This window comes from Dulcicalothrix desertica PCC 7102 (assembly GCF_003991905.1).
In the GTDB taxonomy this organism is placed as follows: Bacteria; Cyanobacteriota; Cyanobacteriia; order Cyanobacteriales; family Nostocaceae; genus Dulcicalothrix; species Dulcicalothrix desertica.
Window position 1 is genome coordinate 43,435 of the sequence record NZ_RSCL01000014.1, and the last position, 24,997, is coordinate 68,431.

33 protein-coding genes are annotated in these 24,997 nt (G+C 38.7%); 13 read left to right on the forward strand and 20 right to left on the reverse strand.

Annotation, left to right across the window (positions count from 1 at the left end; genetic code table 11):
- Nucleotides 1–49 precede the first annotated feature (49 nt).
- On the forward strand, nt 50–2,155 hold the full coding sequence (locus DSM106972_RS27290; RefSeq protein WP_127083647.1) for a M3 family metallopeptidase: 2,106 nt from the start codon (nt 50–52) through the stop codon (nt 2,153–2,155).
- Here DSM106972_RS27290 and DSM106972_RS27295 read toward each other — a convergent pair.
- Complete coding sequence (locus tag DSM106972_RS27295; RefSeq protein ID WP_127083648.1) at nt 2,152–2,340, reverse strand: hypothetical protein; 189 nt, start codon at nt 2,338–2,340, stop codon at nt 2,152–2,154. The genes DSM106972_RS27290 and DSM106972_RS27295 overlap by 4 nt on opposite strands.
- Nucleotides 2,341–2,934: 594 nt before the next feature.
- Between DSM106972_RS27295 and DSM106972_RS27300 the strand changes: the two genes are divergently transcribed.
- Nucleotides 2,935–3,822, forward strand: coding sequence for a universal stress protein (locus DSM106972_RS27300; protein ID WP_127083649.1), 888 nt, complete (start codon nt 2,935–2,937; stop codon nt 3,820–3,822).
- 45 nt (nt 3,823–3,867) lie between these two features.
- Here DSM106972_RS27300 and psbM read toward each other — a convergent pair whose 3' ends face one another.
- From psbM to DSM106972_RS27325, 5 genes are all read right to left on the reverse strand, one after another.
- Entirely contained in the window at nt 3,868–3,987 is a 120-nt protein-coding gene (gene psbM / locus DSM106972_RS27305; RefSeq protein WP_073618807.1) for a photosystem II reaction center protein PsbM, read from the reverse strand.
- A 97-nt stretch (nt 3,988–4,084) separates the two neighbouring features.
- The gene (locus tag DSM106972_RS27310) at nt 4,085–4,384 is read right to left on the reverse strand and encodes a 2Fe-2S iron-sulfur cluster-binding protein (RefSeq protein ID WP_127083650.1); all 300 of its coding nucleotides are present in this window, start codon (nt 4,382–4,384) and stop codon (nt 4,085–4,087) included.
- 154 nt (nt 4,385–4,538) lie between these two features.
- Nucleotides 4,539–4,676 (reverse strand): photosystem II reaction center protein K, encoded by a 138-nt coding sequence (locus DSM106972_RS27315; protein WP_019492323.1) that lies wholly within the window; start codon nt 4,674–4,676, stop codon nt 4,539–4,541.
- 208 nt (nt 4,677–4,884) lie between these two features.
- Entirely contained in the window at nt 4,885–6,021 is a 1,137-nt protein-coding gene (gene tgt, locus DSM106972_RS27320) for a tRNA guanosine(34) transglycosylase Tgt (protein ID WP_127083651.1), read from the reverse strand.
- 104 nt (nt 6,022–6,125) lie between these two features.
- Nucleotides 6,126–6,578, reverse strand: a complete 453-nt coding sequence (locus DSM106972_RS27325) for a hypothetical protein (RefSeq protein WP_127083652.1) — start codon at nt 6,576–6,578, stop codon at nt 6,126–6,128.
- A gap of 388 nt (nt 6,579–6,966) precedes the next feature.
- On the opposite strand from DSM106972_RS27325, the gene cobS reads away from it, so the two are divergent.
- Nucleotides 6,967–7,743, forward strand: coding sequence for an adenosylcobinamide-GDP ribazoletransferase (cobS, locus tag DSM106972_RS27330; protein ID WP_127083653.1), 777 nt, complete (start codon nt 6,967–6,969; stop codon nt 7,741–7,743).
- On the opposite strand, the gene DSM106972_RS27335 is transcribed toward cobS, so the two are convergent.
- The 4 genes from DSM106972_RS27335 to miaE all read right to left on the reverse strand — a co-directional run bounded on the left by DSM106972_RS27335 (nt 7,736) and on the right by miaE (nt 10,042).
- The gene (locus DSM106972_RS27335) at nt 7,736–8,152 is read right to left on the reverse strand and encodes a PPC domain-containing protein (RefSeq protein ID WP_411675340.1); all 417 of its coding nucleotides are present in this window, start codon (nt 8,150–8,152) and stop codon (nt 7,736–7,738) included. The two genes, cobS and DSM106972_RS27335, sit on opposite strands and share 8 nt — an antisense overlap.
- Before the next feature lie 118 nt (nt 8,153–8,270).
- Nucleotides 8,271–8,930, reverse strand: coding sequence for a ComF family protein (locus tag DSM106972_RS27340; RefSeq protein WP_127083853.1), 660 nt, complete (start codon nt 8,928–8,930; stop codon nt 8,271–8,273).
- A gap of 12 nt (nt 8,931–8,942) precedes the next feature.
- On the reverse strand, nt 8,943–9,434 hold the full coding sequence (locus tag DSM106972_RS27345; protein WP_127083655.1) for a GNAT family N-acetyltransferase: 492 nt from the start codon (nt 9,432–9,434) through the stop codon (nt 8,943–8,945).
- A 14-nt stretch (nt 9,435–9,448) separates the two neighbouring features.
- The gene (miaE, locus tag DSM106972_RS27350) at nt 9,449–10,042 is read right to left on the reverse strand and encodes a MiaE family protein (RefSeq protein WP_127083656.1); all 594 of its coding nucleotides are present in this window, start codon (nt 10,040–10,042) and stop codon (nt 9,449–9,451) included.
- A gap of 233 nt (nt 10,043–10,275) precedes the next feature.
- Between miaE and DSM106972_RS27355 the strand changes: the two genes are divergently transcribed.
- From DSM106972_RS27355 to DSM106972_RS54995, 6 genes are all read left to right on the forward strand, one after another.
- A complete protein-coding gene (locus DSM106972_RS27355) occupies nt 10,276–11,022 on the forward strand; it encodes a hypothetical protein (protein WP_127083657.1) in 747 nt (248 codons plus the stop codon).
- Nucleotides 11,019–11,813: a Nif3-like dinuclear metal center hexameric protein gene (locus tag DSM106972_RS27360; RefSeq protein WP_127083658.1), complete on the forward strand. Its 795-nt coding sequence runs from the start codon at nt 11,019–11,021 to the stop codon at nt 11,811–11,813. The genes DSM106972_RS27355 and DSM106972_RS27360 overlap by 4 nt, the downstream gene beginning before the upstream one ends.
- Nucleotides 11,814–12,082: 269 nt before the next feature.
- Nucleotides 12,083–12,292, forward strand: a complete 210-nt coding sequence (locus DSM106972_RS27365) for a hypothetical protein (RefSeq protein WP_127083659.1) — start codon at nt 12,083–12,085, stop codon at nt 12,290–12,292.
- 245 nt (nt 12,293–12,537) lie between these two features.
- Complete coding sequence (locus DSM106972_RS52275; protein ID WP_170213605.1) at nt 12,538–12,711, forward strand: hypothetical protein; 174 nt, start codon at nt 12,538–12,540, stop codon at nt 12,709–12,711.
- A gap of 144 nt (nt 12,712–12,855) precedes the next feature.
- Nucleotides 12,856–13,170: a DUF6679 family protein gene (locus tag DSM106972_RS27370; RefSeq protein WP_019492311.1), complete on the forward strand. Its 315-nt coding sequence runs from the start codon at nt 12,856–12,858 to the stop codon at nt 13,168–13,170.
- A gap of 25 nt (nt 13,171–13,195) precedes the next feature.
- Entirely contained in the window at nt 13,196–13,321 is a 126-nt protein-coding gene (locus DSM106972_RS54995) for a hypothetical protein (RefSeq protein WP_267901163.1), read from the forward strand.
- Between the two features lie 130 nt (nt 13,322–13,451).
- On the opposite strand, the gene DSM106972_RS27375 is transcribed toward DSM106972_RS54995, so the two are convergent.
- The 3 genes from DSM106972_RS27375 to DSM106972_RS27380 form a co-directional block, all read right to left on the reverse strand.
- Complete coding sequence (locus DSM106972_RS27375) at nt 13,452–15,128, reverse strand: MBL fold metallo-hydrolase (RefSeq protein ID WP_127083660.1); 1,677 nt, start codon at nt 15,126–15,128, stop codon at nt 13,452–13,454.
- Nucleotides 15,129–15,234: 106 nt separating this feature from the next.
- Nucleotides 15,235–15,357, reverse strand: a complete 123-nt coding sequence (locus DSM106972_RS55000) for a DUF8629 family protein (RefSeq protein WP_085955681.1) — start codon at nt 15,355–15,357, stop codon at nt 15,235–15,237.
- Nucleotides 15,358–15,692: 335 nt separating this feature from the next.
- On the reverse strand, nt 15,693–16,889 hold the full coding sequence (locus DSM106972_RS27380) for an acetate kinase (RefSeq protein WP_127083661.1): 1,197 nt from the start codon (nt 16,887–16,889) through the stop codon (nt 15,693–15,695).
- A 59-nt stretch (nt 16,890–16,948) separates the two neighbouring features.
- Here DSM106972_RS27380 and DSM106972_RS27385 point away from each other — a divergent pair, with 59 nt between their 5' ends.
- A complete protein-coding gene (locus DSM106972_RS27385) occupies nt 16,949–17,314 on the forward strand; it encodes a hypothetical protein (protein ID WP_127083662.1) in 366 nt (121 codons plus the stop codon).
- A gap of 194 nt (nt 17,315–17,508) precedes the next feature.
- Complete coding sequence (locus DSM106972_RS27390) at nt 17,509–17,790, forward strand: hypothetical protein (protein ID WP_127083663.1); 282 nt, start codon at nt 17,509–17,511, stop codon at nt 17,788–17,790.
- Between the two features lie 5 nt (nt 17,791–17,795).
- Here DSM106972_RS27390 and DSM106972_RS27395 read toward each other — a convergent pair whose 3' ends face one another.
- The gene (locus tag DSM106972_RS27395) at nt 17,796–18,674 is read right to left on the reverse strand and encodes a M56 family metallopeptidase (RefSeq protein ID WP_127083664.1); all 879 of its coding nucleotides are present in this window, start codon (nt 18,672–18,674) and stop codon (nt 17,796–17,798) included.
- Between the two features lie 2 nt (nt 18,675–18,676).
- Nucleotides 18,677–19,096, reverse strand: coding sequence for a BlaI/MecI/CopY family transcriptional regulator (locus tag DSM106972_RS27400; protein WP_019492305.1), 420 nt, complete (start codon nt 19,094–19,096; stop codon nt 18,677–18,679).
- Between the two features lie 484 nt (nt 19,097–19,580).
- On the opposite strand from DSM106972_RS27400, the gene DSM106972_RS27405 reads away from it, so the two are divergent.
- Entirely contained in the window at nt 19,581–20,318 is a 738-nt protein-coding gene (locus DSM106972_RS27405; RefSeq protein ID WP_127083665.1) for a 2-phosphosulfolactate phosphatase family protein, read from the forward strand.
- 56 nt (nt 20,319–20,374) lie between these two features.
- Here the strand turns inward: DSM106972_RS27405 and DSM106972_RS27410 are convergent, their stop codons facing one another.
- Both DSM106972_RS27410 and DSM106972_RS27415 read right to left on the reverse strand, forming a co-directional pair.
- Nucleotides 20,375–20,821 carry a hypothetical protein gene (locus tag DSM106972_RS27410; protein WP_127083666.1) on the reverse strand — a complete coding sequence of 149 codons (447 nt, stop codon included), beginning with the start codon at nt 20,819–20,821 and terminating at the stop codon, nt 20,375–20,377.
- Between the two features lie 233 nt (nt 20,822–21,054).
- Nucleotides 21,055–21,417, reverse strand: coding sequence for a Lin0512 family protein (locus DSM106972_RS27415; protein ID WP_127083667.1), 363 nt, complete (start codon nt 21,415–21,417; stop codon nt 21,055–21,057).
- A 104-nt stretch (nt 21,418–21,521) separates the two neighbouring features.
- Between DSM106972_RS27415 and DSM106972_RS27420 the strand changes: the two genes are divergently transcribed.
- Nucleotides 21,522–22,094, forward strand: coding sequence for a hypothetical protein (locus DSM106972_RS27420; RefSeq protein ID WP_233787022.1), 573 nt, complete (start codon nt 21,522–21,524; stop codon nt 22,092–22,094).
- Here the strand turns inward: DSM106972_RS27420 and DSM106972_RS27425 are convergent.
- From DSM106972_RS27425 to DSM106972_RS27435, 3 genes are all read right to left on the reverse strand, one after another.
- The gene (locus DSM106972_RS27425; protein WP_127083668.1) at nt 22,091–24,025 is read right to left on the reverse strand and encodes a heavy metal translocating P-type ATPase; all 1,935 of its coding nucleotides are present in this window, start codon (nt 24,023–24,025) and stop codon (nt 22,091–22,093) included. The genes DSM106972_RS27420 and DSM106972_RS27425 overlap by 4 nt on opposite strands.
- A 114-nt stretch (nt 24,026–24,139) precedes the next feature.
- Nucleotides 24,140–24,643, reverse strand: coding sequence for a GNAT family N-acetyltransferase (locus DSM106972_RS27430; RefSeq protein WP_127083669.1), 504 nt, complete (start codon nt 24,641–24,643; stop codon nt 24,140–24,142).
- On the reverse strand, nt 24,630–24,917 hold the full coding sequence (locus tag DSM106972_RS27435) for a type II toxin-antitoxin system TacA family antitoxin (protein ID WP_127083670.1): 288 nt from the start codon (nt 24,915–24,917) through the stop codon (nt 24,630–24,632). The genes DSM106972_RS27430 and DSM106972_RS27435 overlap by 14 nt, the downstream gene beginning before the upstream one ends.
- Between the last annotated feature and the right edge of the window lie 80 nt (nt 24,918–24,997).

Genomic DNA, 24,997 nt, shown 5'->3' on the forward strand with positions numbered 1-24,997 from the left:
ACATTATAAGGATAATCAATTTTTACAGGCTTCGTCTCACACAGATTCTATGAGTACAGCGACTATATCAAATAATCCTTTATTGAAAGGTTCCGGTTTACCCCCCTTCTCAGAAATTAAACCAGAGCATGTAGTACCAGCGGTGACAGAGTTGATAACCGAACTCGATGCGGAACTTACTAAGCTAGAAAGTAACGTACAGCCAACTTGGAGTGGTTTAGTTGAACCATTGGAAAAAATTTCTGAACGTCTGTACTGGACTTGGGGCGCCGTAAGTCACCTTATGGGTGTAAAAAATAGTAATGAGTTGCGCGAAGCTTATGAGACAGTTCAACCGAAAGTAGTACAGTTTTCTAATAAACTTAGTCAAAGTCAACCTGTTTACAACGCTTTTAAATCTCTACGTAATAGTGATACATGGGCAACGCTTGAACCTGCTCAAAAGCGTATTATTGACTCCGCTATTCGTGACGCTGAACTATCGGGTATTGGTTTAGACTCGCAAGCACGCGAACGTTTCAATGCTATTCAAATGGAGTTAGCGGAACTTTCGACGAAGTTCTCTAATCATGTGCTTGATGCAACTAAAGCTTTTAGTTTGAAGTTGACAAGCAAAGACGAAATACAAGGTTTACCACCAAGTTTAGTAAGTCTTGCTGCCCAAGCTGCGCGTGCTACGGGTGAAGAAAATGCTACCCCAGATTCGGGTCCTTGGGTAATTACGCTTGATTTTCCTAGCTATGGCCCGTTTTTACAGCATAGTACTCGTCGTGATTTACGCTCAAAAGTATATAAAGCGTTTTTAACACGCGCGTCTTCGGGTGAGTTAGATAATAATCCTCTGATTGAGCGTATTTTAGAATTACGTACTGAACTTGCACATTTACTGGGTTATAAGAATTATGCCGAGGTTAGCTTAAAGAGCAAAATGGCGCCAAGCGTTGAAGCTGTACAAAAGTTACTCGAAGAACTACGCGCAGCTTCTTATGATGCAGCAGTCAAAGAATTAGAAGAATTAAAAGAATTTGCAGCGTCAAAAGGCGCCCCTGAAGCATCAGACTTTAAACACTGGGATATTGCTTTTTGGGCAGAACGTCAGCGCGAAGCTAAATTTGATTTTACAGCAGAAGAATTGCGTCCTTACTTCCCACTACCTCAAGTTCTTGATGGTTTGTTTGGGTTAGTACAAAGATTATTTGGTGTAACTGTTACTCCAGCTTCGGGACAAGCACCCGTTTGGCATCCTGATGTTCGCTACTTCCAAATAGCTGATGATACAGGTTCCCCTATTGCTTACTTCTATCTTGACCCATATAGTCGTCCTGCTGAAAAACGTGGTGGCGCCTGGATGGATACTTGTATTAACCGGGCAAAGATAACCCAAAATGGTACAAGCACAACTCGTTTACCTGTAGCGTATTTGGTATGTAACCAAACTCCACCAATTGATGGTAAAACCAGCTTAATGACATTCAACGAAGTTGAAACTTTATTCCACGAGTTTGGACACGGTTTGCACCACATGCTTACTAAAGTAGATTATGTAAGTGCAGCAGGTATCAACAACGTTGAATGGGATGCCGTCGAATTACCTAGCCAATTTATGGAAAACTGGTGTTACGAGCGTCCAACATTGTTCGGCATGGCAAAACACTACGAAACAGGTGAAACATTACCCGAACATTACTACCAAAAACTGCTCGCCGCCAAGAACTACATGAGCGGTACAGCAACACTTCGCCAAGTCCACTTTAGCTTAGTAGACTTAGAACTTCACAACAGCTATCAACCAGGTGGTGAAGAAAAAGCCAAAGACCTGCGCGCGCGTCTTGCCAAAACAACCACCGTTATTCCACCCTTACCAGAAGATGCATTTTTATGTGCCTTCGGTCATATCTTTGCAGGTGGATATGCATCAGGTTACTACAGCTATAAATGGGCAGAAGTATTAAGTGCCGATGCTTTCGCCGCATTTGAAGAAGCAGGCTTAGAAAACGAAGCAGCAGTAAAAGATACAGGAAAACGCTACCGCGAAACCGTACTCGCATTAGGTGGAAGCAAACACCCAATGGAAGTCTTCAAAAACTTTAGAGGACGCGAACCAAGCACCGAACCTTTACTTCGTCATAACGGATTGGCGCCACAAGCAGCCTAAAAACCTAAAAGCACAAAATCTTGTGTAAAATCTTGTGCAAAATCTTGTGTAAAATCTTGTGCAAAATCTTGTGTAAAATCTTGTGCAAAATCTTGTGTAAAATCTTGTGTAAAATCTTGTGTAAAATCTTGTGTAAAATCTTGTGGAACGGGCATCCCTGCCCGTCCTACAAAATTTCTAAACATAGAGGATAGGCGCCAATTTATCCTTCCTCTGTGCCTAATAAGGTAAAAATAATTACTTTGACTGCACAGGCAAGATGCCTATGCTACAAGAGAAACAAGACGAATCGTATTGTTAATTAATTTTAATATGAAACTAGTTTAAACACTTATATAGAAAAATTAACAATTGTGTAACAGAAAGCTAGAAAATTTATAGTTATTTTTTACAAAAGTTAATTAGTTGGTATTATTTTAGTGCAAATTGCAACAAATATTATAATTTAGACTAATTAAAATCGGCAAATATAGATTGAAACTAATAACCTAGATAACAATTGTTAAACTGAATAGTGGAAAATAATAGAGTATACTCAAAGTTGAACAATAAAAGTACAACAGCTTGTGAATAGTACATTTATAAGGCACTATTTACTCCTGTAATTTAAGTAGTTTATCTGCTTTAAGCCAAACAAAATAAACAATAATTCTGCGTAAATAAACATATAAGCAAAACATGTATTAATAAGCAGCCAGTAATGCTTTTGCTGTTAATTAATAGTGTTTATTTACGCAAAAAACCGATTACTACCCAAACTGTGAACGTAAACAAGTAAGATGATAGAAAAAATATTACTAGCTGTCTCCGGATTGGGGCACGCAGAAGAAATGCTCAAAACTTTCGCTGATTTACCCGCAGCGAAGCGCGCGAAAATAACTGTTTTACACGTAGTACCGGGTCAAACAACTGCGGAATCCATGACTGCTAAGTGGGAAGAAGGTGGCAAAATATTAGCAAATGCAATTCAGTATCTCAACTTAGACCCTAGTCGCGTTTCTTCGATTTTACGTCAAGGTGAACCTAAAGATGTAGTTTGTCAAGTGGCAGATGAAATCGAAGCGGATTTGATTATTATGGGTTCTAGGGGGTTAAAGCGATTACAGTCAATTTTGTCGAACTCGGTTAGTCAATACGTTTTCCAATTATCGTCACGTCCAATGTTACTGGTTAAAGATGATATATACGTTAAAAAGATTAACCGGGTCATGGTGGCAATAGATAGTTCTGATTCTGCTAAACACTGCTTAAAGTTAGCTTTGTTTTTAATGCAAGATTTAAAAGGAGCAGAGTTGTTTCTTGCCAATGTTAATACCGACTGGATGGGCAAATCTAATAAACCTGACTTTAATCCAGCTGATAACCCTGTTTTAGCTGCTGCTGCTGCTGAAGCTAAAAAGTATGGTGTACCTGTTCGTTGTGTTTCGAGTAGTGGTACTTCTGGACAAGAGGGAATTGCTACTACTAGTGGTCGAGCAGGTCAAGAAATTTGTCGCTTGGCAGAAGAAAATAATATAGACCTGTTACTGATGGGTTCTCCTGACCGTCGTCCTTCTATTGCTAAAAGCTTTGTTGATTTAGACCGCTTGTTAGGCGCCTCTCTTTCAGACTATGTTCGTGTTAATGCGACATGTCCTGTGTTACTAGCACGTACAGAAGCAGCTTAATTTCAAATAAGAAACCTGGTTTCTTGAAGAAACCAGGTTTCTAAATTAAGAATCTTTTCTTCCACCTTCACGACTTGCGGTGACGGTGTAAAGAAGAATTAAAAAGACCGCAGGAACCAATACGAACAGAATGCTCGCAATAAACCCCAAATCATTAGTTTGCATAGCAGCAAAGCCTCTCTCTGTTATCCACTTAACAATTTTAGGATAGCATTAACTACAATGTGGAAGTAAAAAATATATTCGGCATAGTAGATTTGTTTTATTTCGGCTTGGTGATTATGCTAACTGGCCCATTAACTAAAGTTTGACAAGCTAGACGGTAGTTTTCTGGCTTTTTCTTTAAAATCTGATTTTCTGCGTCTGTACGTGGTGATAAATTTTCTATTCCTTCTGTGATTTCCACAATGCATGTACCGCATTGTCCATAACCACCGCAGTTCATCATTTTTCCCCAGACTTTATATATATCTATCCCATTTTGCATCGCACTTAGCCGCATATTGGCGCCGTTTGCTGCTATGACTTCTTTACTCTCCTTCACGAAATTCATATTGCCCATACCTATTACCTCACAAACGGTCTATTTTACTTCGTACAATATTATATCTAAGTGTTAACTTATATTAATTAATATTAAGCTATGTAAACATTTAAATTAAAAAAAGAAGACAGGCATTATTACCTGTCTGGGTGCAAATTAATTTAAAAGTAACTTACCGAAAACCTACGGCAGCTTGCCAAACAAAGGCTAATAGTAAGAAGAATACAGGGATAATTGGCAGAACATCTACCAATGGGTCGAAGATTTGGTATGCTTCAGGCAACTTTGCCAACAGTAATGTAGGTTCCATGTTAATTAAATCCACCTATCCAACACAGCTTTAATATTTGAGATGTATCTTAACATGCAATCAGTAATGAGTGCTGAGTGCTGAGTGTTGAGTTTACAAAAGTTAAGAATAGTTATGAGTGCTGAGTGCCGAGTGCTGAGTGCTGAGTTAAAAATAACTCCCAACTTCTAATTTCTAACTCTTAACTTCCAACTCCTAACTCCTAACTCTACTCAGCACTCAGCACTTTCGACTCATTACTTGTATCGAGCCATATTGCGAAGTCGGTGGCAAAAGTGCCGTTTATAATGCTTTGGCGGATTTTTTGAGTAAAGCGGATGAGTTCGGTGATGTTGTGGATGGATAGTAAAGTGTAAGCGAGAATTTCTTGGCAACGCACCAAATGTGATAGGTAAGCGCGACTAAAATTTTGACAGGTGTAACAAGGACAAGTTTCGTCTAAGGGTGTAAAGTCTTCACGAAACTTTGCATTCTTTATATTCCAACGCTCTCCTTGTACCATTGCTGTTCCGTGACGTGCCCATCGTGTTGGAATTACGCAATCAAATAAGTCTATACCTGATGCGATTGCAATTGCCATTTCTTGATATGTCCCTACTCCCATTAAATAACGAGGTTTATGGTAGGGTAACAGCGGCGCCGTTGCTTCGACAATTTGATGAATTAATTCAGGTGGTTCTCCAACGCTAACACCACCTATGGCATAACCAGGTAAATCAAATGCTGCTAAACTTGATGCCGCGCTGGAGCGCATATCTAGGTATACTCCACCTTGAACGATACCGAATAATGCTTGGTCAGTACGTTGATGTGCTGCAATACATCTTTCTAACCAACGATATGTTCGTGCGGTTGCTGTCTCTACTTCTTCACGAGTCGCTGGATATGGTGGACATTCATCAAACGCCATTATCACATCGGCGCCTAAAATATTTTGGATTTCGATAGACTTTTCAGGTGTTAAGTTAATAATTTGACCGTCGTGAGGTGAACGAAAAGTTACACCTTCTTCTGTAATTTTTCGCATTTCACTCAAGCTAAAAACCTGAAATCCACCCGAATCAGTCAGCATCGGCCCATTCCAACCCATGAATTTGTGCAGTCCACCACCACCTGCTACAATCGCTTCACCTGGTTGAAGATGTAAATGATATGTGTTAGATAATACCATTTGCGCTCCAGTATCTTTAAGCTGTGCTGGAGTTATGGTTTTAACATTAGCTAACGTCCCCACTGGCATAAACCTTGGTGTCTCAACGATACCGTGTGGGGTATGAAAAATACCTGCTCGCGCTTTGGTGTGCTTACACTCTGCTACACACTCGAAGGAAAAATTAAAACTCAAAATATATCAACCTCTATAAAAAAACAGACTTCCTAAAGAAATCCACACAGAGGTTATTTTAAAAGAATTTTAAAAAATGTATAAGCTAATTATTTTTATCTGCTTTAAAACATATCAGAACTATCATCATCAAATTCTGCATCCCAACGCGCCGAAAGTACTTGCTCCATCATCGCCTCAATGGTATTTACATTCATACTACGGTCACGCCTCTCCTGTAAAGGAGTCGATAAAGGAATTATACGCAGGCGCCATCCTTCTTGCACCAAGTCGAAGTGAGTTTGCTTTTCTGGGGTTTGTCTGAGTTCGAGGTAGTCAAAGCTGCAAACATTTAAATAAAGCGCTTGATTTGCTACCAAGGTCGAGCGAGAAGGATTCGCGAAAACCTCCATCACATCTCCCTCACCTTCTGTATGTACCTCACCATCCAAAAGGTAAATATAGCGAACACGACCTAAATCAGTTAGCAATCGTCGCATATCTAATTTATTGACAATTACGCCCGCATCTATTATACACGGGGCTGGTATTTTAGTATCAGGTAGATGATGAGTCATAGTAGAAAATAAGACCGCTCAAAAACAATTTACAACAATGCTAACTAAAGAAAATGTTACAGCTTTGTTGACCCCCTGCACTTTAATTATTATCTATATTAATTTGTTAAATGTAGGGTATTCACCTAATAAATTGTAATTTATTATTAGCCGAAGTCGGTAACATAAAACTGTGTGTCATTCAACATACTTTTTATAAAGTATTTTTTTATACTTTAAATTTTGTTCTTGCTTATGGCACAAGCATAACAAAATTTTCAGTACTGAGTTCCTTTTACAAAACAATCTTATCGAAAGCTTTAAAAATTGTCTTGCTGCCCATGTATAAACTATACGTTTGATTACTCATATCTTGAAATTTATTAACGACATTATCAATGTAACTAATATGACAACGATTTGCCAGTGGTGTAAAGACTTATGGTTAAGTTTTGTATCTAGCATTATATTTTATACATCAATACCATTGCCATACATAGAAGGATTAAATTTTAAACGGGTAGCACGCTTGGCGCCAGTAGTTGGGTTAGTAATAGCTATGCTACTGTTACTAATTGATATAGGTTTAACTTTATTATATGTACCAACATTTACACGCAGTGTGTTGGTAGTTGCGCTTTGGGTTTACATTACAGGCGGTTTGCATTTAGATGGTGCAATGGACACTGCTGATGGATTAGCAGTGACAAACCCAGAACGACGCTTAGAAGTAATGGCTGATAGTGCTACAGGCGCCTTTGGGGCAATGGCAGGTGTATTAATATTACTATTAAAAACAGCAGCACTAACCGACCTCAACCCGCAAAATCGATGGTTTGCGATTATTGCAGCATGTGGTTGGGGACGTTGGGCACAAGTATTAGCTATTTTACGCTACAGCTATTTAAAACCGACTGGGAAAGGAGCTTTTCATAAAGAAGCTATAAATTCACCATTCGATTTACTACCCGGATTACTATTACTCTTAGCAATAACCACCCTAACAGCGCTTCTACATCCTCAAAATCTGACTTTTGTACCATTTACCGTACTAGCTGGTATCACTCTATCTTTCATCACAGGCTCCTGGTTCAACTATAAATTAGGTGGACACACAGGTGATACTTATGGTGCAGTTGTTGAATGGACAGAAGCACTATTTTTATGTTCGATGACAATTATTTGACAGGTTGTAATCGCGTTACTTTTAATTTAAATGCACCAACTCCCGTTTCTCCGAATGAACGCACGCGAACTATATAGCTTCCAGTTTCGCTAATTCGAGTAAACAATAATGAGTTACTGCTGCCATCAGGACCATCGTCGTTTTCTGCGACAGTACTGCCGTTGGGACCAAGTAGAGTAATAATGCTGTCAAAACTGTCTGAAGCTAGGTCAACCGCTAAATTTTCGCCTTTGTTCAACTTCACTGTATAGTCGCGTGCAAAACCACCTTGACCTGTAGGGATGTCTTTGTCTGTTAGCGAGTCTGTAACTTCGTAAGTTGATGGCAAGGGTAAAGGACTATAGACTTTATTTACCTGAGCAAAACTTGCGGTTGCAGTTATCTCAATCGTTAGTAATGTGGTACTCATGACTAATAATTGCCTGAACACCGCTACAGTTTTACTAATCATTACAGTACCTTTTCCACTCTTCGAGTATATATATTGGGCCAATTATAATAATTCACACCCTGAGTTGCCTAGGTGCTTAATATTTCTGCTTCAATGTTATTGCGCTTGCTGCAACACCGATAACTTCTATTCCAGCCTGATTCAGTGTTATTACTGCTTCCGAAGCGGTGGCGCCTGTTGTATATATATCATCTATAATCAGTACGCGCTTTGGATGAGTGTGTAAATTTTTAACTGTGAAGGCGGCTGTTAAGTTTTTTTGGCGCTCGAAAAGCGATAAGCTGTGCATTGTTTGGGTATCTTGCACTCTTAGCAGTAAATCTTCTTTAATGTGATATCCAGTTACATCACAAAAACCTTTGGCGATTACCGCAGCTTGGTTAAAACCGCGTTTTTTTAATTTTTCAGGGTGGATAGGTATGGGAACTACTACAAATTTTCGATCTGGCGACTGTAATGGTACGTCTGCTAACCATTGTTGTCCTAACCATTGACCGAACAAACGACCAACTTCTGGGTGTTTTTCATATTTCATCACCGCAATGGCTCGTTTGAGAATACCACCATAGGCACCCCAAGCAAAAACTCTTACAGGTGGTTTCCAAAAAACACTCGCGTCATTTATCTGGCATTTATATAATTGCTTCGTGCAGTTAGGACATAATTCGCTTGATGTCGCACGCTGACAAATTGGACAATTCGATTTCAAAAATAAATTGAAAAAATTTTGTATCAGCACTCCTAACTCCTAACTCCTAACTCCTAACTTTTTTACATAAACTCTATCGCATCTTGCTGTTTCAACTCCTGTTGCTGCTTTGTAACCATTATTTTCATAAAGTCTGACAGCTTCAACGAGAACGCTAGCGGTTTCTATCCAAATTTGCTCGAAACCACGCTTTTTGATAGTTTCTTCTAGCTGTTGTAACAAATATTTTCCGACGCCAAATCCGCGAACTTGCGGTAATAAATACATTTTTCTGATTTCTACAGCTTTTTGTCCACGAAGAATAGGATAATAGGCGCCTGTACCCACTACTTGGTTTTGATATTCCACAACCCAGAACTCCCCACCTGTAGCTAGGTAACATTCCTCAATTTGTAGTACATCTTTATCGGCGCCATCTGGTTCCCAACCTAAACCATATTCTGCAAGTACACACCGAATAACTTCGGATGCGGGAATACGATGATGTTTTTCCCAGGAGCGAATTAAATAATCTTTGTAATATTGGTTCATGTAGGCAATAATGACTAACTATGAATTCTTGGTTCTGGGTGTAAAGTTGCTAGTAGCTCACTCTCAACTACAGCTAACTCATCTAGTCGCTGCATTACATCTTTACGGTCGAAGTAAGTATCGGCGAGTACCCAGTACATGCCAAAGTGTCGCGCTTCCGATGCCATTAAACCTTTGTAAAACTTGGCTAACTCAGGTTCAGGGCAATGTGCTGCTAATAACCCTAAACGCTCGTGACTACGCGCTTCGATTAAACCTGTAACGAGTAATGAATCTAAAAATCTATGTGGTTCTTGGGGACGAACTTGTGCTTTTAAACCTGCTCCATATGGTGGTGGTGGCAAAGGCGCCAAAGCTATATTACGACGTTCGAGCCATTGGTTGACTAGCTCAAAGTGTTCAAGTTCTTCTTGAGCTATTTTGGTTAGCTCCCTTACCATTTTGGTATTAGATGGGTAGCGGAACATAAAATTTAACGCCACACCAGCAGCTTTACGCTCGCAGTGGGAGTGGTCGAGCAAAATTGTATCGAGGTTTGCGAGAGCTTGTTCTATCCAAGCTGAACTCGTTGGTTGCTTTAAAGCGTTGATGGTTGGTAATGGAATCATTATGAAAACCTATTTTGGCGTTAGAAACCGGGTTTCTTTTACAATATTGTAATAAAAGCAAAGATTTGTCTGCGACAATGAATGGGTAGAAACCCGGTTTCTCGGTTTCTTAAGATTTAGAAATATATTTCAAAAAATGTTTATATAGTTTTGTTTATTTTGACATTATGATAATTATTTAAACAAGTGCAGATAATTAGTACAAATATTAAGCTGATAATGCTGTTTTAAATATGACGAAACTACCTTTAGTATCATCTCGCTTTCAAGCTATTGACCAAATAATTATTCAGCATAAAATTACACCATTGTCATTAAATCCACATAAAAATATAATTACGAGTTTTCGAGATATCGGAAATATTATAGCAGAAAGAACAGATGATACTCAGCTTGTACAATGTTTATTTACTACCGTAGAAAGAATTATCCACGCACAAGTATGTAATTTCCCAGAAAATATTTTTTGGGATTATGATTTTATTGTGTATAGTATGTTCGAGCAAGCGGTGAGCGCGAAAGAAGGGGCAATAAGATATTTAGAAGTATTTGGCAATAAAGTTGTAGAGTTAATGTCCATGTGTGGATGTTCAAGCGAAATACGTTTCCCATACTTACATGATTTTATCTATGGATTTGATTGGGCACGCTGGGTACAAAAAGACCCTGTAAACCGAGCTAATATTCAACCCTTTAGTTTAACTTTTCTAGATTGTTTACATAATAAAGGTAAAGAATTATTACATAAAATTAGTATAGATGACGAACGCTACCACCACATTTCTACACGTAGCTATCGTAATCCTTTTTGTTTTTCGCGCGACCCTAAAGACGAATACAAATTACTTACGTACCTTGCTGAATATCAACTGATACCAGTATCTGCATGGAATTGGAATGCTACAACTATATGGGATAAACCATTCGACCAGCTACGGGAACAGGTCTCGTTGACATTATTTAATCGCACACAAAAATGAAAATTTCTGAATTAATCAATTGGTTTGAAGCTTGGGCAAATCCAGCTTGGCAGGAAAAGTGGGATAATTGTGGTTGGCAAGTTGAACCAGGGGTGTTACACAAAACAGCGACAGTACTCGTGTGTTTGACGCCAACTTTAGCTGTAATGCAAGAAGCTATTGCGCTTCGTAATGCAGGCACGAATATCAATTTAATATTTGCCCACCACCCTTTAATTTTTCACCCACCCAAGTCTCTATCTGTTTCCGACCCAATTGGTGAGATGGTGCGGTTAGCGTTTATCAATAATATAGGTATTTATTCGGCACATACCAACTTTGACCAAGTTGAAGATGGTACTGCTGATGTTTTGGCGCAAATTCTCGAATTGAAAGATACTACTCCTATAGTGCCTACTCAAAATGGTTTAGGATATGGACGTGTTGGTACTCTAGTACCAAATATGGCTTTGAAAGATTTATTAGGAAAGATTCGGACTAGTCTTGAACCGCCAAATTTAATGTACTCCCCTGCTAATTTAGAGTATCTTGTTGAACGGGTCGCGGTTTTGGGGGGTTCCGGCGCCAGTTATATAAAGGATGTTGCACGGTGTGGCGCCGAGGTTTATTTAACTTCTGACTGTAAGTTTCACGCTTTTCAAGAAAGCCGCGATTATAAAGTCATTTTAATCGACGCTGGGCATTATGCCACCGAGCGCCCAGCTTGCAGCAAATTAGCGCAAAAGTTTAGTAGCAATGGTGTTACATCGCTTTTGAGTCAAATGGATGAGGACTTTCGGCTGTTCTATTAATGAGCAATATTCCAAACCTTTCTAAACAATATTACTTAAAATGAAGTTATATTTAGTACATATTAAATTTTAAAATTGGTTAGTGTAATACAATATAAAAACTAATTGGTAATGCTTGTAGCCATATATCACGTTACGGAAATGTATGTGATTTTAATCACACTAAATTATCTAATTGAATCACCAGCGTTAACTGACTCATATCAGTTGAGAACGGCTAAAAATATTCCACAGTAGAAGTATCAAACTACCGAAGTGCTGTGTCAATTATGATTCGCGCCTTAATTGAGTCTGCTTTTCAGACAGGATATTTAAGTGTTGAGTCCGAAGGTCTTATCCATCAGGTGTTAGCAACTAGAAGCTATCAATCAGAAGACTTAAAAGCTTTGGTGACATTATGTGATGCTTTACAGGCAGGTCATGTAAAGCGAGAAGCATCCTCAAACCTTTTATTTGAACTGATTGCCCAGTACAGATAATCGTACAGATAGCGGGAAACCGCTCCGATACACCAGATATATCTGAATTTTCTATAATCATCTTGGTATATTCATCTAATTGCTTATATTTACTCCCTATTCTTCACGCTTCTTTAACAAAAAAACCTCGAACTGTAATAACTGTTGTATTTATGTTGCCAAATATCATTCAGGACAGCCTATTAATGAGCTAAGATCATATTCATAGGGGTTTTACTCAAGCATAGTCCCCTGAGTTCCCAACGATGTCAAAAAATACCAGTCGGCAACTCACGCAACCGCAACTCGCTCTTGTTTTAGAGTATAATATATTACGTTACGCAAGTAAGGACTCGCCAGTAATGGTCAATCTGGTAAGGAAAAATCCTGACTTATACGATTTCTACGAGGTAGATATTCTAACTCTTGACCCGGTTTAAAGAGAAACGAGCTACTTAGACTTTGGTCAGGTAAAAGACCTTTTGATATGTCATAATTCGGACTTTCAAATGGTGCTATCTACGGGGTTAATACCCGAATTTTCAATAAAAAATTAACTTCGTTAACAAAGGCAGAAGCAGTAGATGCTACACCGCAAGATTTATCAATTGTGCTGCGATGGGCGTGAGGTTTGTGTTTTCTTGCGAGACCAGCAACGCTGGATAGAGCGTGCCCGCATTTTAGACATTGAAGGAGATTTAGTGACTCTCCGATATGAAACAGACGAAGAAGACGAAGTTTGTTCATGGGAAGAAATGGTTCGGCTTGAAAGTATTGGTGCTGTAACGCAAAAATTGGCTTCTGTACCGCGCGGTAATGTTGAGCCACTTTTGACAGAAGACTGTCCCGAAGCTGAACGTATTCGCAACAATTACACCGACTCGAATCCTGAAACATAACTCACGGCGCCTATAAATGTTTTATATGAATTATCGTCGTAAAAAGCATAGGCGCCATGATAGTACATTTGCCCAAAAAGTTAAGAAGCTTCTCTCTCTAAAAAGTTTTTTGCTTTCGCAAGCAGCACAAACCTCGCAATCACAGCGCTAACCCCTTTTTACGTGTCTTTGTAAAGATATTGTAAAGAGGGGTTATCTTATTGATTCTAAAATTTAGAAACCGGGCTTCTACAAGATAAATAGCGTGTTCTAAGAAAATTTTGATAAGAAGCCCGGTTTCTTTAATCTGAGCGTTCTTTATTTAAACTTTCAAAAGCGGGACAGTACCCTTCGAGCGTCACTCTAAAATTAAATAAAGGAGAAGTGGGGTTCCAGCAGCGTCCACCTCGTTGATGTCGGCAAGTTCCACAACAGTCAACGTCATGCCAAATAAATTTATCACTATTTTGACTCAGTAATTCGCGTTGCGACAATCCTCTTAATACTAATTCTTCACCTTGCCAACGAGCTTCAATTAATCCTGTGTCAGCAAATTGGCGCCAACGTGGGTCAGCGGCAATAGACTCTGGTAATGTAATAGATACGACATGCCCTAACTCTGTAAGTTCACCTTCATAATTCGTTTCTGGAGGGGCTGGCTGTAAAAAGGTATCACCAATTGGTAGCTCAACTAATACACCAATTGCGGGTGAATGTACGTGATAACGATTTTGTAATTCTTCAAGACTTGTTAAATCAGCAAGATAAGTGGGTGAACCATGAACGAATATTACGTGTTGCGGTCGGAGGTTGTGAATTAATTGAGTGGTACCTGGTCCATCGCTGTGTTGAGCAAGAAGATAACTTTCGACCTGCACTAATCGTGATAAAAGAGAGTTAATTTTTATGTCAACTTTTTCAGGCGCCAAAATTAACCAAGGGCCTGTGTCAAGCTGACAATACTCGTTAATATCAACTTGAAGAGAATCAGTTAGAACAATACAAGAAGATTTTCCGACAATTGAACGTGACTGAGGATGTAAACGTCGTACTCGTGGACGAACTCGTTCATCCCAAAATAACGGTTGATGTCGAGCAAAGTTTTGCACGGATGCTGGTAAATGTGGCAAAAGTTCTAAGTAAGCATCACAGCCAACAGCAACAGTATCATCAACCCAAATATCTATATCACGTCCAGTAAAATGGTGATGACTACGAAGCAGCATTAGCATTTCTTGCCCTAAACCTAATGCAGCAGTTAACATTAAAACCGAGTAACCTTCTGCAATTGCTCGATTAACTCGTTCTGCTAGCTGATTTTCTTGGTTACGACGATGCGAATGACGCGCGGTACCATATGAACCTTCAATAATTAGAACATCTAGCTCTAATCCCCGCAACTCTTCTAACCGTAAACCTTCTACCAAACGCGAATTCGATAAGAAAAAATCACCCGTATATAAAAGCTTATAAATACGTTGTGGTGTAGTGTAAGTTAGTAATGTGGCAACGGCGCCAGGTAAATGACCTGCTGGAAATAACTCTACAACCAAACCATCTTTAAGTTCAATAGGAGTACGCAGCGGCAAAGCTTGACAAAAAAGCAAATTGTCTTTATCTTCGCGTTCTAACCAATTAAGCGGAAGTAATTTACTAGTTACCTCGCTAGCGTAAATAGGTAAAAGTGGAAATGTTTCATGTAGCTGTAACAAACCTTTGGCATGGTCAGAGTGAGCATGACTAACTAAAGCGAAATCGGCTGGTAAGGGTGAACTACCTTGACGTGCAGACTTTTTTAACCCCTTGACTAAAGGAGAAACATCATCCAAACCACAATCTAGTAAAATGCGATATTGTCCAAGACGTACCAACAAACAAACGCCTTCACCGTTATGATGAACACCATACGGCAAGCACTCCAATTCACATATCGGTTCCCCAGTATCAAACCGAGAGGATACCGAGATGCGCTCACTCATTATGAACCCTCCCTATAATAAATCTCTCTAATTATCGCTCTAATTGCTGATACGCTTCGACCGCGACATGTAATGTTTTCTACATGTCGCGTTTTAAAACTAAAATTTAGTGTGCAGAACCATTACCGTGGTAGTTGTCTGTGTCGTAAAATCCATTCTTGGTACCGAAGAACAGACAAGCGAATGTAAACACTACTGTTAATCCGACTAAAATTAGCTTTACGGTCATTTGATTTGTTTCCTTTTTTAATAAGTGGTTTTGAGTTTTGTTAAAATGTAACCTGGGGTAAAGATTATTAACCCTTAAATCTTTACTAATCTTTACTATGGTTATAATTATTAAGCAATAAGTACAGTTACCAGAATTTTTTCAAATTGTAGAACTTTTCTGCGAATGTGTCCATCTACCGATGTAATAAAACTTACCCGCATGATTTACATCTTAAGGATGAATTATAATTTTAATATTTTAATTTTGTCTTTATAATTCCTCATATTACATCTATATCGTGCCTACATTATATTTACATTTGTTCATAATCCTTAGTAATACTTAATGTTTATTTAATGGAGCTTGAAACACTCACAAGCAATCTGCCAATCTTCTTGTGTATGTATCACTAAAACCTTGACTTTGCTTTCGGGCGCCGCAATATTTATATCAACAGGGTGATTGTGGTTTTTTTGGTTATCTAGTAGCAATCCTAAAAAACCGAAAGCTTCACACACAGAAAAGCGTACATCTGGAGAGTTTTCGCCCACTCCAGCAGTAAATATTAAAACGTCTAAACCCTGTAAACTGGCAAGCATGGCGCCAATGTAGTATCTCAGACGGTGTATATATATATCGTAGGCTAGCTTTGCGCGCTCGTTACCTTGAGATATAGCGCCGAGTATTTGCCGCATATCCCCAGAAATACCAGAAATGCCAAGTAAACCAGATGATTTATTCAGAAGATTATCGAGTGTTTCAGGTGTATAATTTTCTTGACGTAATAAATGAATTAAAAGACCTGGGTCGATGGCGCCAGAACGACTACCCATCATTAAACCATCCAAAGGCGTAAAACCCATTGTAGTATCTATACTGCGGCCATTTTTAACTGCTGCCAGCGAGCAACCGTTACCAAGGTGACAGTTAATTAACCGTAGTGAGTCTAAATTTTGACCAAGAATTTTAGCTGCACGTTGTGTACAGTATTGATGGCTAATACCATGAAAGCCATAACGACGTATACCTTGAGAGACCCATTCGTAAGCACCTGAAAATATTGCTTTCTCATCAGGTATATGGCTATGAAAGGCTGTATCAAATACTGCAACTTGTTTGATATCACCTAGATGTTCTTGAATCGCTTCAATACCTTTTAAGTTTACTGGATTATGAGCAGGCGCCAGAGTAGCCAGCTGTTGAATAGTATCAATGACTGCTTGCGTAATAACTACACTACTCTGGTATTCTTTACCACCATGCACAACTCGATGTCCAACTACATCTATTTCTGATAAATCGTTTATGACCTTAGTGGTGCCTTGATGAAGACTGTCTATTAAGTAGGCAATAGTTTCAGAATGGGATGCTGATATATCTTGCTGTAACTCCGCTGTCGCTGTTTTAATTTTAATTTTAGCAACTTCTGGGCGCCATTCAACTTGTGCAGACCAAATAGGTTTTGGTGGATTTTCAGGAATATTGTCCTGAATTTCGTATAAACAACTTTTCTGACTGCTAGAACCTGCATTTAATACCAGTATTTTCATACACTTACACGGGCATAATTGCTAAACTACTTCAATGGAATCTAAGTAAAAGCATAAAAATGAAGCTTCCGAGAAAAATCTCAGTAATCTTAATCTTAATATTTTCTTTAGTTTGTTCCCCTGTATTGGCAGTAATGAATAAAGATAACTCAATGCATAGCATTAGAAAATCTAATATTGAGTCAGGAATACAGGAATATGTCCGACAGCAACAAATTATAATTGACCTGGCAAAAAAACAAACTAAACAGCGTAAAGGGTTTTTACAGAGGTTTGGGTTCAAGCGGAACCGTTCTGAGCGTAAGTCAAAAGTGCAGCAAAAACAAAAGCGTCAAGGGTTTTTGAGTAGATTTAGATTAGGGCAAAATAGAACTAAACAGCCAAAAAAGCAAAAACGCGGTTTTCTCCGACGTTTTGGTATATAGAAACCGGGTTTCTTTATCGAAATCTTGTAATAAAAATAACGATTTTGCATAGAAACCCGGTTTCTAAATTTAAAGTTTCTTAAACAACTGCATAAAACCGACAATCATCCCCTATAGAAGTAAATAAGGGATGGTTGCTCGATTTGGGAGTAATTTGACCCCAGCAATTTATACTGCAAAAAAAGGTGATAAATATGGATTCATCGAACATAAATTCTAATTTGAACTCACAATCTGAGATAGCCACTTCAGGAAATCAACAGCGTACTGAACAGGCGCCATTGGCAAAAATAAGTGATACCATAGCATCGCTAACAGTATGTGATTATTTAGGTGGGTTGGCAGTGATGTTGATATTTTTAGCAATTACACGCATGATATCTCAAACAGGGTTGGGGAAAAAGTCCAAGAGAGTGAGAGAGGTTGAATTTTTGGAACGTGTCTGGAAAATGGACGCTTCCAAAATAAATCATTAAAGCAATTATTGATGAAATAATACAGTTATCAAGGGTAGCAATGCTAGCAAGAAGTTATGCCAGTATTGTGAACACGGTTGTGCATTAGTAAATTGCTGTTGATGGTTAAGTAAAGCTTCGATACGCTGCTCCAAGCGTGTACCTTCACTTGACGAACCTAAAGCAGCACAAAAGATTTCAGCACAAGATGAAAAGTTATTTTCTGACTGTGTTTGGAAAGAAACAACAAGTAACAGTGACTCCGCTAAAAGTAAATTATCAACTCTACTCGCAGCATAAGCATCTGCACGGAGTTCACGCAAAATTAAAAGCTCTTGCCATAAAGCGTCAGTGTTAGGCAACCAACTACTGCATTCACGTATCCAACCAAGCCAAAAAAACCAAAATGTATCGCGATAATAGTAATGACCTTGTTCGTGAGCAAGAACTGTTTCTAAATGAGCAGGAGAAAGGCTTTGCAATAAACCTTTACTAATGACAAGCTCCGACTTCCAAAAACCTATTTGCCCTGCAAAAAGTGCTGCTGTATCTAGTAATCGGACTTTTTGATTACCTAATTTAGTCTCAGTACATACTTTGACAGAGCGTAATGATTGCCACCCTTGATACGTTAATCTTACTAATAACACGACAAACAGTACAAGGCTACCAATAGCAAAACCATAGCTTAAACAACCAGTTTGCCACATACCCATTTTACCTTGGGTACCCATACACAATAGTGCGATGGCGGTAGTAAAAATCAGCAAAGGTGGAAATAGAAAGAAAAATAAAGCTTGGCGCCAGCGCGAAGAGAAGTTCTGGTAACATTCGGCACTTATAGAAGCATTACGCCGTATAAACCAGGCGGTGGTTATGGATGCGAAAATGATAATTAGATGCATTATTACTGTTCCTCTCTTGCTTGACGTGCATCTTGTATACGTTTTGCGATTGCTTGAATTTGTGTGCTAGCCGCTTCATCAAGACTATCAGCAAAAGCGGCAATTATGTCAGGATTTCCAATCGCAAGAAATCGCTGTAGCTGTTCGTGGGCTTTAATGACTTCAGCTTGTTGTTTTGTTAGTAATGGGCGCCAAAAAAATGCACGTCCACACTTATCACACTTTAACCAACCTTTATCAGTCAGACGACGTAGCACTGTAGTAACAGAAGTATACGCTAATTCGCGGTTGGGATCAGCTAAGATACGGTCGTGTACATCTTTAACTGTAACGCTACCGAGTTCCCACACGATATTTAATATTTCTGCTTCCAGTGGACCTACTGAAAGTTGTTTCGGACGGTAATCAGGTAAAGGCGCCATATTTTAGATTTTCCCTTTGGGAGATAAATGAATTATTATACGGGCAGGTTCAGGAAAATTGTAATTGTAAACCCGATGCTTGTACGGGCGGGTTTTAGAAATTGTAAGTTTAAACCCGATGCTTGTACGGGCGGGTTTCGGAAATTGTAATTTTAAACCCGATGCTTGTACGGGCGGGTTTCGGAAATTGTAAGTTTACTTCTAGGATATTTGTGAACCCGCCCCTACTATACATACTATTTGAAATTACTATTATCACAGGCAAATTCACTTCAAACGTATACGTTGTATATTTCTGCTTTTTTTAGGTTACATGTCAAGACGCTCAAAAGTAGTTGCACAAAGCACAACCAAAGATAAGGTAGATACATGAGTAATATCCTACATCACAAAATTGTTTGGGTATTGCGCTTCTAGTTGGTTACATTAACTAGCTTAGAATGTAATTTCGGTAGTAAATATAAAATTCAGGTGTATATAGAGCGTGAAGCTATTTGTTTATCACACTCCAGAGCAGGCTCCTAACAGCGAAGTACCCGAATGTGCTATCGCGGTTGACGTATTGAGGGCTACAAGCACTATAGCCACAGTTTTAGCCGCTGGAGGCGAAGCCGTGCAAGTCTTTAGTGACTTAGATAAATTAATGCAGGAAAGCGAAAACTGGCAGCCCGAAAAACGGCTACGTGCTGGAGAAAGGGGTGGCGGCAAAGTTCCTGGTTTTGAGCTAGGTAATTCTCCTCTCGATTGTACTCCAGAGCTAGTACAAGGAAGGCGTTTATTTATTAGCACTACTAATGGCACTCGAACTTTACAAAGAATTCAGGATGCAGGTGCAGTCATTGCAGCAGCACTAATTAATCGTGCTGCTGTAGTAAAGTATGTTGTGGACAAGGAACCTCTTAATGTTTGGATAGTTGGTTCAGGTTGGGAAGGTAGTTACTCTCTTGAAGATACGGTCTGTGCAGGCGCCATTGCCCACAGTGTTTGTCAGCACACGAACTTACCTATTGAAAAACTAGCTGGTAACGATGAAATGATTAGTGCAATTTCGTTGTATTCGCAGTGGGAGAAAAACCTATTAGGGTTGTTGCATCATGCTAGTCATGGACAGCGTTTACTGCGTCTTGATTGTCATGAAGATTTAAAATACTGTTCTCAAACAGATATTTTAGATGTTTTACCGATGCAGCAAGAGCCAGGAGTTTTGAAAAAATACGGATAATTCTTTATAAATAAGTAACATAAGATTCCCAACTTACAATTAAATTGGGAATCTAATTACTTAGAATTAAGCAAGTTTTTTTTGAACAAATAAGGATACAAACCAATAGTTAGACTTATTAGCCCCACAGCAACCCACCATCTATCATCAAGACTTACATCTAAAGACGTTTTATTTCTAGAACGTGCAAAATTATCAATTCGGGATGCTGCTTCCTGCTGTTCTTTTTTGTCGCTAAAATTACTATTCGGAGAAAAAGGAATATCTCCACTATTTGTTACCAAAACAACTTGGTAAGTATACGAATCAATATCACGTCCACCAACTATCATGCGGGCGCCTTTTAACTCGTCAACAGGAATATTCTTTTCTTCAGACCACAAAAACCCGTGCTTAACAATCTGACATTTATCATCTTTAACGAATGCACGCTCACAAGTCAACGTACTAACTTTTGCAAAAGTTAATAAACAAATTCCCAGCGCAATAAAATAAACTCTCACCGAACCCCCGTATCAAGAAGATGGAACAAGATATGATTAGACCATCTGCTTTATAAAGAGGAAACGATAATTAGATACTTATACAAAAAGAAAATAAAAATTTTAAACTTAATTAACCATCTTGTAGAATTGGCATCTTGTGGAGCGGGCATCCCTGCCCGCCTATTATATTTAGAACGGGCAAGGATGCCCATTCCACAAGAGGAATTTGAATATTTTTTATTAAGAAGTTGCTAATTATCTATATAAACTGTAACAGCAGCTACAGCAATTAACATCTCATCATTTTTATCGTTCAGCACAGGAATCGCGCGACCCTGAACAACCATACCACCATTTTCAACACGAAGTGATTTCTGACCAAATGGCAGCACAGCTAGAACTTCCTCTTCACGAACTTGTTCAGGATAAGGGACAGCAACTTGTACTTCGACTATCATTTGATTTGGGTCAGTTAAACCAGCCACATCCCAAACACCAAGTAAAGCATTATTAGCTATTGCGTTCCGTACTGCTCTAGCTGCTGCAACCGTTGGTTCCTGACCATGCTGGTCAATTCCCATTCCCATTTCAATAATAAAACACTTACGAGCCAAAATTTCTCCTTATGTAATTTTATTTATTTATTCAAAATCGCGCTTGAAAGCTGATTTGATTTCAGGCGCCTGTAATTGTAACAATATCGTAAGTTTTGCAACAAATGAAAATTAAGATAAAATACATTTCCCCAAAAAAGTTACTAATTCTGGCAGCAATGTTAGGTGGAGGATTTGTACTTATTGTATACATATGTCTTTTCACCAGTATAGTACGAGCGCGCATAATTAAAGTAGAAAATTTAGTCCAACAATTTGAATCCCAGTTTCAAAACGACCCATTAAAAGCATTGCAGCAGAGTTCAACACAAAAAGTTGTAATCCAACAAGGTTTCAATAATGACAAAGGACTAGATGCAAACTGTTTAACATGGGATTCTGAACCAGTTGTAAGCGGTTGGACACAAGACTCAAAAGACTCAGATTTTTTTGTTGATTACTACGTACCACCCTCTTCCAAAGCAATAATTTGTACAACACCTATATTTGCAGGCGCCTTAACTGCTGACGCTGATAAACCTTTTTCATACGAAGTGTATCGAACTGAATACGGTTTAAGAGTTCGCGTTATTATTGGTGTTTCTGAGGTTCGAGAACTTTGCCAAATGCTAGCTCTTGACGGTAATTGTCTCAATTCATTCCTACAACAACAAGCAATTGTACGCTATAAACATTAATACCTATTCTTTAGTAATCTTAAACCGCTCAAAGTTACAAGCACCGTAGAACCTTCATGTCCAACCACACCCAAAGGTAAAGTAATACCAACAGTAAAATTAATCACTAACAGTATTAAAACAGACGTAAGTGCAAACGCAATATTTTGTTTAACTACCCGTATTGCGCGTTTACCCAACTCAATAGCTACAACCAATTTTTCTAACTTATCAGCCATTAAAACAATATCAGCAGTTTCTAGAGCAACATCACTACCTGCCACACCCATTGCAATACCAACTGATGCGGTAGCAAGTGCAGGAGCATCATTAATTCCATCACCCACCATTGCGACTGTTTTATATTCTCGTTGTAAACGTTTAATCACGGTTACTTTATCTTCTGGTAACAGTGAGGCATATACTTCTTTTATACCTAGTTGTTGGGCTACATATAAAGCAGTACGTTGATTATCGCCTGTTAACATAATAATTTCGGCGCCTAATTTTCTCAAACGTTTTACCATCATTGCTGCTTCTGTACGAACAGTATCAGCAACTGCAATAATTCCTAGTATTTTATTATTCTCTGCTACCCAAACAGTTGTTTTACCTTCTGTTTCAAGACGTGTACTATGCTTTATCAAGTCTTGGTTTATAAGTATGTTCGTTTGTGCTTGTATAAAACTTACTGTTCCTACTAAAACCTGTTTCGAGTTAACTTCACCACTAATTCCAAAACCTGTATGTGCCACCACATTTGTTGCAGATGGAATATCTAATTGATTATCATTCCCATAGGCAACAATCGCTTGTCCAATTGGATGTTCTGAAAAACTTTCAACCGCAGCAGTTGATATCAATAAACTATTTACATCACATCCATCTGAGGGTATAATTTGCTCAACACATGGTTGCCCGGTAGTAAGAGTACCTGTTTTATCGAAAGCTACTGCTCTGACCTTGCCAACCATTTCTAAATCGGCGCCACTTTTAAACAAGATACCGTTGCGGGCGCCTGTGGCAATACCAGATAATAAAGCAGGCATAATCGCTGCCATCAAAGCACACGGAGAAGCAACCACTAAAAAAATCAGCGCGCGATAAATAGTAGTTTCCCAATCTTGATTTAAAAATATTGACGGTACAGTCATCAATACTATTCCACATAGAATAATTACTTTCGCATAAGCGCGCTCGAACCGTTCGATAAATAACTGTGAAGCAGGCGCCTCATTTTGTGCCTGTTCAACCAAACGAATTACTCTTTGAATTAAACTACTTTCAGGTGGTTGGTGTACTTCAACGACTAATGCACCAGTCCCATTAATTGTGCCAGCATAAACATAATCTCCAATAGTTTTTTCTACTGGCAAAGATTCACCCGTAATTGAAGCCTCATTTAAATTACTAGCACCCTCAGTTATTACACTGTCAGTAGGAATTAATTCACCTGGTTTAACTAATAACTTATCGCCAATTTGTAACTGATTTATAGCAATCTGTTTTTCTTGACCACGCGAAATAACTCTTGCGGTATCAGGGGTCAAACGCATCAAACTAGTGATAGCGCGGTTAGTTCGCTGTATTGCGTAACCTTCCAAGGCGCCACTAATAGCAAAAATTAAAATTAGCACAGCACCATCAACAATTAAATGATACTCACGCTTCCATAAACCTAAAGCAGCGGCGCCGAGTGCAGCAACAATCATTAATAAATCGACATCAAACTCTTTCTCTTCAACAAGCGTCGTCAAACCTTCCTTCGCACTCGCATATCCACCCACCACATAAGCAACAGGCAACAGTAACAAAGCTAACCCAACCCAACCAAAGTAAAGCCCAAGCCAACCGAAGAGTAAAAATAAAGCACAACAACCCGCAGCTATAGCATCTGGGTGTTCGGTAGTAAGGCGCCTAATATCAAGTTTTGTAAAAGAATAGCTAGTCATAGTGGTAGAGCAATATATTTCCTCTACTCACCCTAAACCTTGACATTAATGTCAATGTCAAGCTATAAGACTAAAAATATTTTTTTTCCTGTACGGAAAGAGGTAAAACCTGGACTATTGTTGGTTAAGCATTTCCATAATTGTTGACAAAGGCAAAAATAGTTCTAATGGAGTATTTTGTAAATTAATAAAGCCATAACGTTCGTAGTAAGTTCTGGCAAATTCATCTTTAGCATCAACAAACAATCCAATACCTCCAGCATTTTCCGCTACAACCAAAGCACGCTTCATCGCTTCAAACAAAAGAGCTTGCCCAATTCCTTGTCGCTGATTAGTTGTATTAACAGCCAGTCTTGCAAGTTTTACACCAGGTATGATTCGAGGAAATTTTTTGTTAAACCGCAATGGAAGCTTTTCTACACGAATTTCACATAAGGTTAAAGTGAAGAAACCAATTATTTTTTCAGGCTGGTTTGTATCAACAAAGACAAAAGTACGAGAAATTCCTTTTTGAATATGCTGCCTTGCAGTCTGCTTAAGGAATCTATTGAGAGCTTCACTACCGCAATCAAAACCATCGCGGTCATGATGTTTATCTAGCAGTTCAAATAGTCTCACCTAACAATTCCTGATGTTTTTTCATCGCAGCTTTTAGATAGGCATTAGGTGGTGGGGGATTCTCAATTAAACTAAACACTTTATCAGCATCACTCTCAGATAAAACTATAACTCGTTCATCTTCAATGATTTTTTTTGCTTCTTTCAATGCTGCCTGAACAATAAACTGATTTAATGTTGCGCCAGATAATTCTGCTGCTTCTTGTAATGTTTCTTGAACGCTTGCAGGAATTCTAGCTGTCACCCGAACTGTATTTTCGTGACTGTTAAGCATATCTAATTAAACTTAATGTTATATTATTATAACTTAATGGTGCCATTTTGTCACCGCATTGAGTAACCTAAAAGAAAGTC

Coding starts and splice junctions, on each gene's coding strand:
- DSM106972_RS27290 (WP_127083647.1), top strand. CDS start 50: ATGAGTACAGCGACTATATCAAATAATCCTTTATTGAAAGGTTCCGGT.
- DSM106972_RS27295 (WP_127083648.1), bottom strand. CDS start 2,340: ATGTTTAGAAATTTTGTAGGACGGGCAGGGATGCCCGTTCCACAAGAT.
- DSM106972_RS27300 (WP_127083649.1), top strand. CDS start 2,935: ATGATAGAAAAAATATTACTAGCTGTCTCCGGATTGGGGCACGCAGAA.
- psbM (WP_073618807.1), bottom strand. CDS start 3,987: ATGCAAACTAATGATTTGGGGTTTATTGCGAGCATTCTGTTCGTATTG.
- DSM106972_RS27310 (WP_127083650.1), bottom strand. CDS start 4,384: ATGGGCAATATGAATTTCGTGAAGGAGAGTAAAGAAGTCATAGCAGCA.
- DSM106972_RS27315 (WP_019492323.1), bottom strand. CDS start 4,676: ATGGAACCTACATTACTGTTGGCAAAGTTGCCTGAAGCATACCAAATC.
- DSM106972_RS27325 (WP_127083652.1), bottom strand. CDS start 6,578: ATGACTCATCATCTACCTGATACTAAAATACCAGCCCCGTGTATAATA.
- cobS (WP_127083653.1), top strand. CDS start 6,967: ATGACAACGATTTGCCAGTGGTGTAAAGACTTATGGTTAAGTTTTGTA.
- DSM106972_RS27335 (WP_411675340.1), bottom strand. CDS start 8,152: ATGAGTACCACATTACTAACGATTGAGATAACTGCAACCGCAAGTTTT.
- DSM106972_RS27345 (WP_127083655.1), bottom strand. CDS start 9,434: ATGAACCAATATTACAAAGATTATTTAATTCGCTCCTGGGAAAAACAT.
- miaE (WP_127083656.1), bottom strand. CDS start 10,042: ATGATTCCATTACCAACCATCAACGCTTTAAAGCAACCAACGAGTTCA.
- DSM106972_RS27355 (WP_127083657.1), top strand. CDS start 10,276: ATGACGAAACTACCTTTAGTATCATCTCGCTTTCAAGCTATTGACCAA.
- DSM106972_RS27360 (WP_127083658.1), top strand. CDS start 11,019: ATGAAAATTTCTGAATTAATCAATTGGTTTGAAGCTTGGGCAAATCCA.
- DSM106972_RS27365 (WP_127083659.1), top strand. CDS start 12,083: ATGATTCGCGCCTTAATTGAGTCTGCTTTTCAGACAGGATATTTAAGT.
- DSM106972_RS52275 (WP_170213605.1), top strand. CDS start 12,538: ATGTCAAAAAATACCAGTCGGCAACTCACGCAACCGCAACTCGCTCTT.
- DSM106972_RS27370 (WP_019492311.1), top strand. CDS start 12,856: ATGCTACACCGCAAGATTTATCAATTGTGCTGCGATGGGCGTGAGGTT.
- DSM106972_RS54995 (WP_267901163.1), top strand. CDS start 13,196: ATGAATTATCGTCGTAAAAAGCATAGGCGCCATGATAGTACATTTGCC.
- DSM106972_RS27375 (WP_127083660.1), bottom strand. CDS start 15,128: ATGAGTGAGCGCATCTCGGTATCCTCTCGGTTTGATACTGGGGAACCG.
- DSM106972_RS55000 (WP_085955681.1), bottom strand. CDS start 15,357: ATGACCGTAAAGCTAATTTTAGTCGGATTAACAGTAGTGTTTACATTC.
- DSM106972_RS27380 (WP_127083661.1), bottom strand. CDS start 16,889: ATGAAAATACTGGTATTAAATGCAGGTTCTAGCAGTCAGAAAAGTTGT.
- DSM106972_RS27385 (WP_127083662.1), top strand. CDS start 16,949: ATGAAGCTTCCGAGAAAAATCTCAGTAATCTTAATCTTAATATTTTCT.
- DSM106972_RS27390 (WP_127083663.1), top strand. CDS start 17,509: ATGGATTCATCGAACATAAATTCTAATTTGAACTCACAATCTGAGATA.
- DSM106972_RS27395 (WP_127083664.1), bottom strand. CDS start 18,674: ATGCATCTAATTATCATTTTCGCATCCATAACCACCGCCTGGTTTATA.
- DSM106972_RS27400 (WP_019492305.1), bottom strand. CDS start 19,096: ATGGCGCCTTTACCTGATTACCGTCCGAAACAACTTTCAGTAGGTCCA.
- DSM106972_RS27420 (WP_233787022.1), top strand. CDS start 21,522: ATGAAAATTAAGATAAAATACATTTCCCCAAAAAAGTTACTAATTCTG.
- DSM106972_RS27425 (WP_127083668.1), bottom strand. CDS start 24,025: ATGACTAGCTATTCTTTTACAAAACTTGATATTAGGCGCCTTACTACC.
- DSM106972_RS27435 (WP_127083670.1), bottom strand. CDS start 24,917: ATGCTTAACAGTCACGAAAATACAGTTCGGGTGACAGCTAGAATTCCT.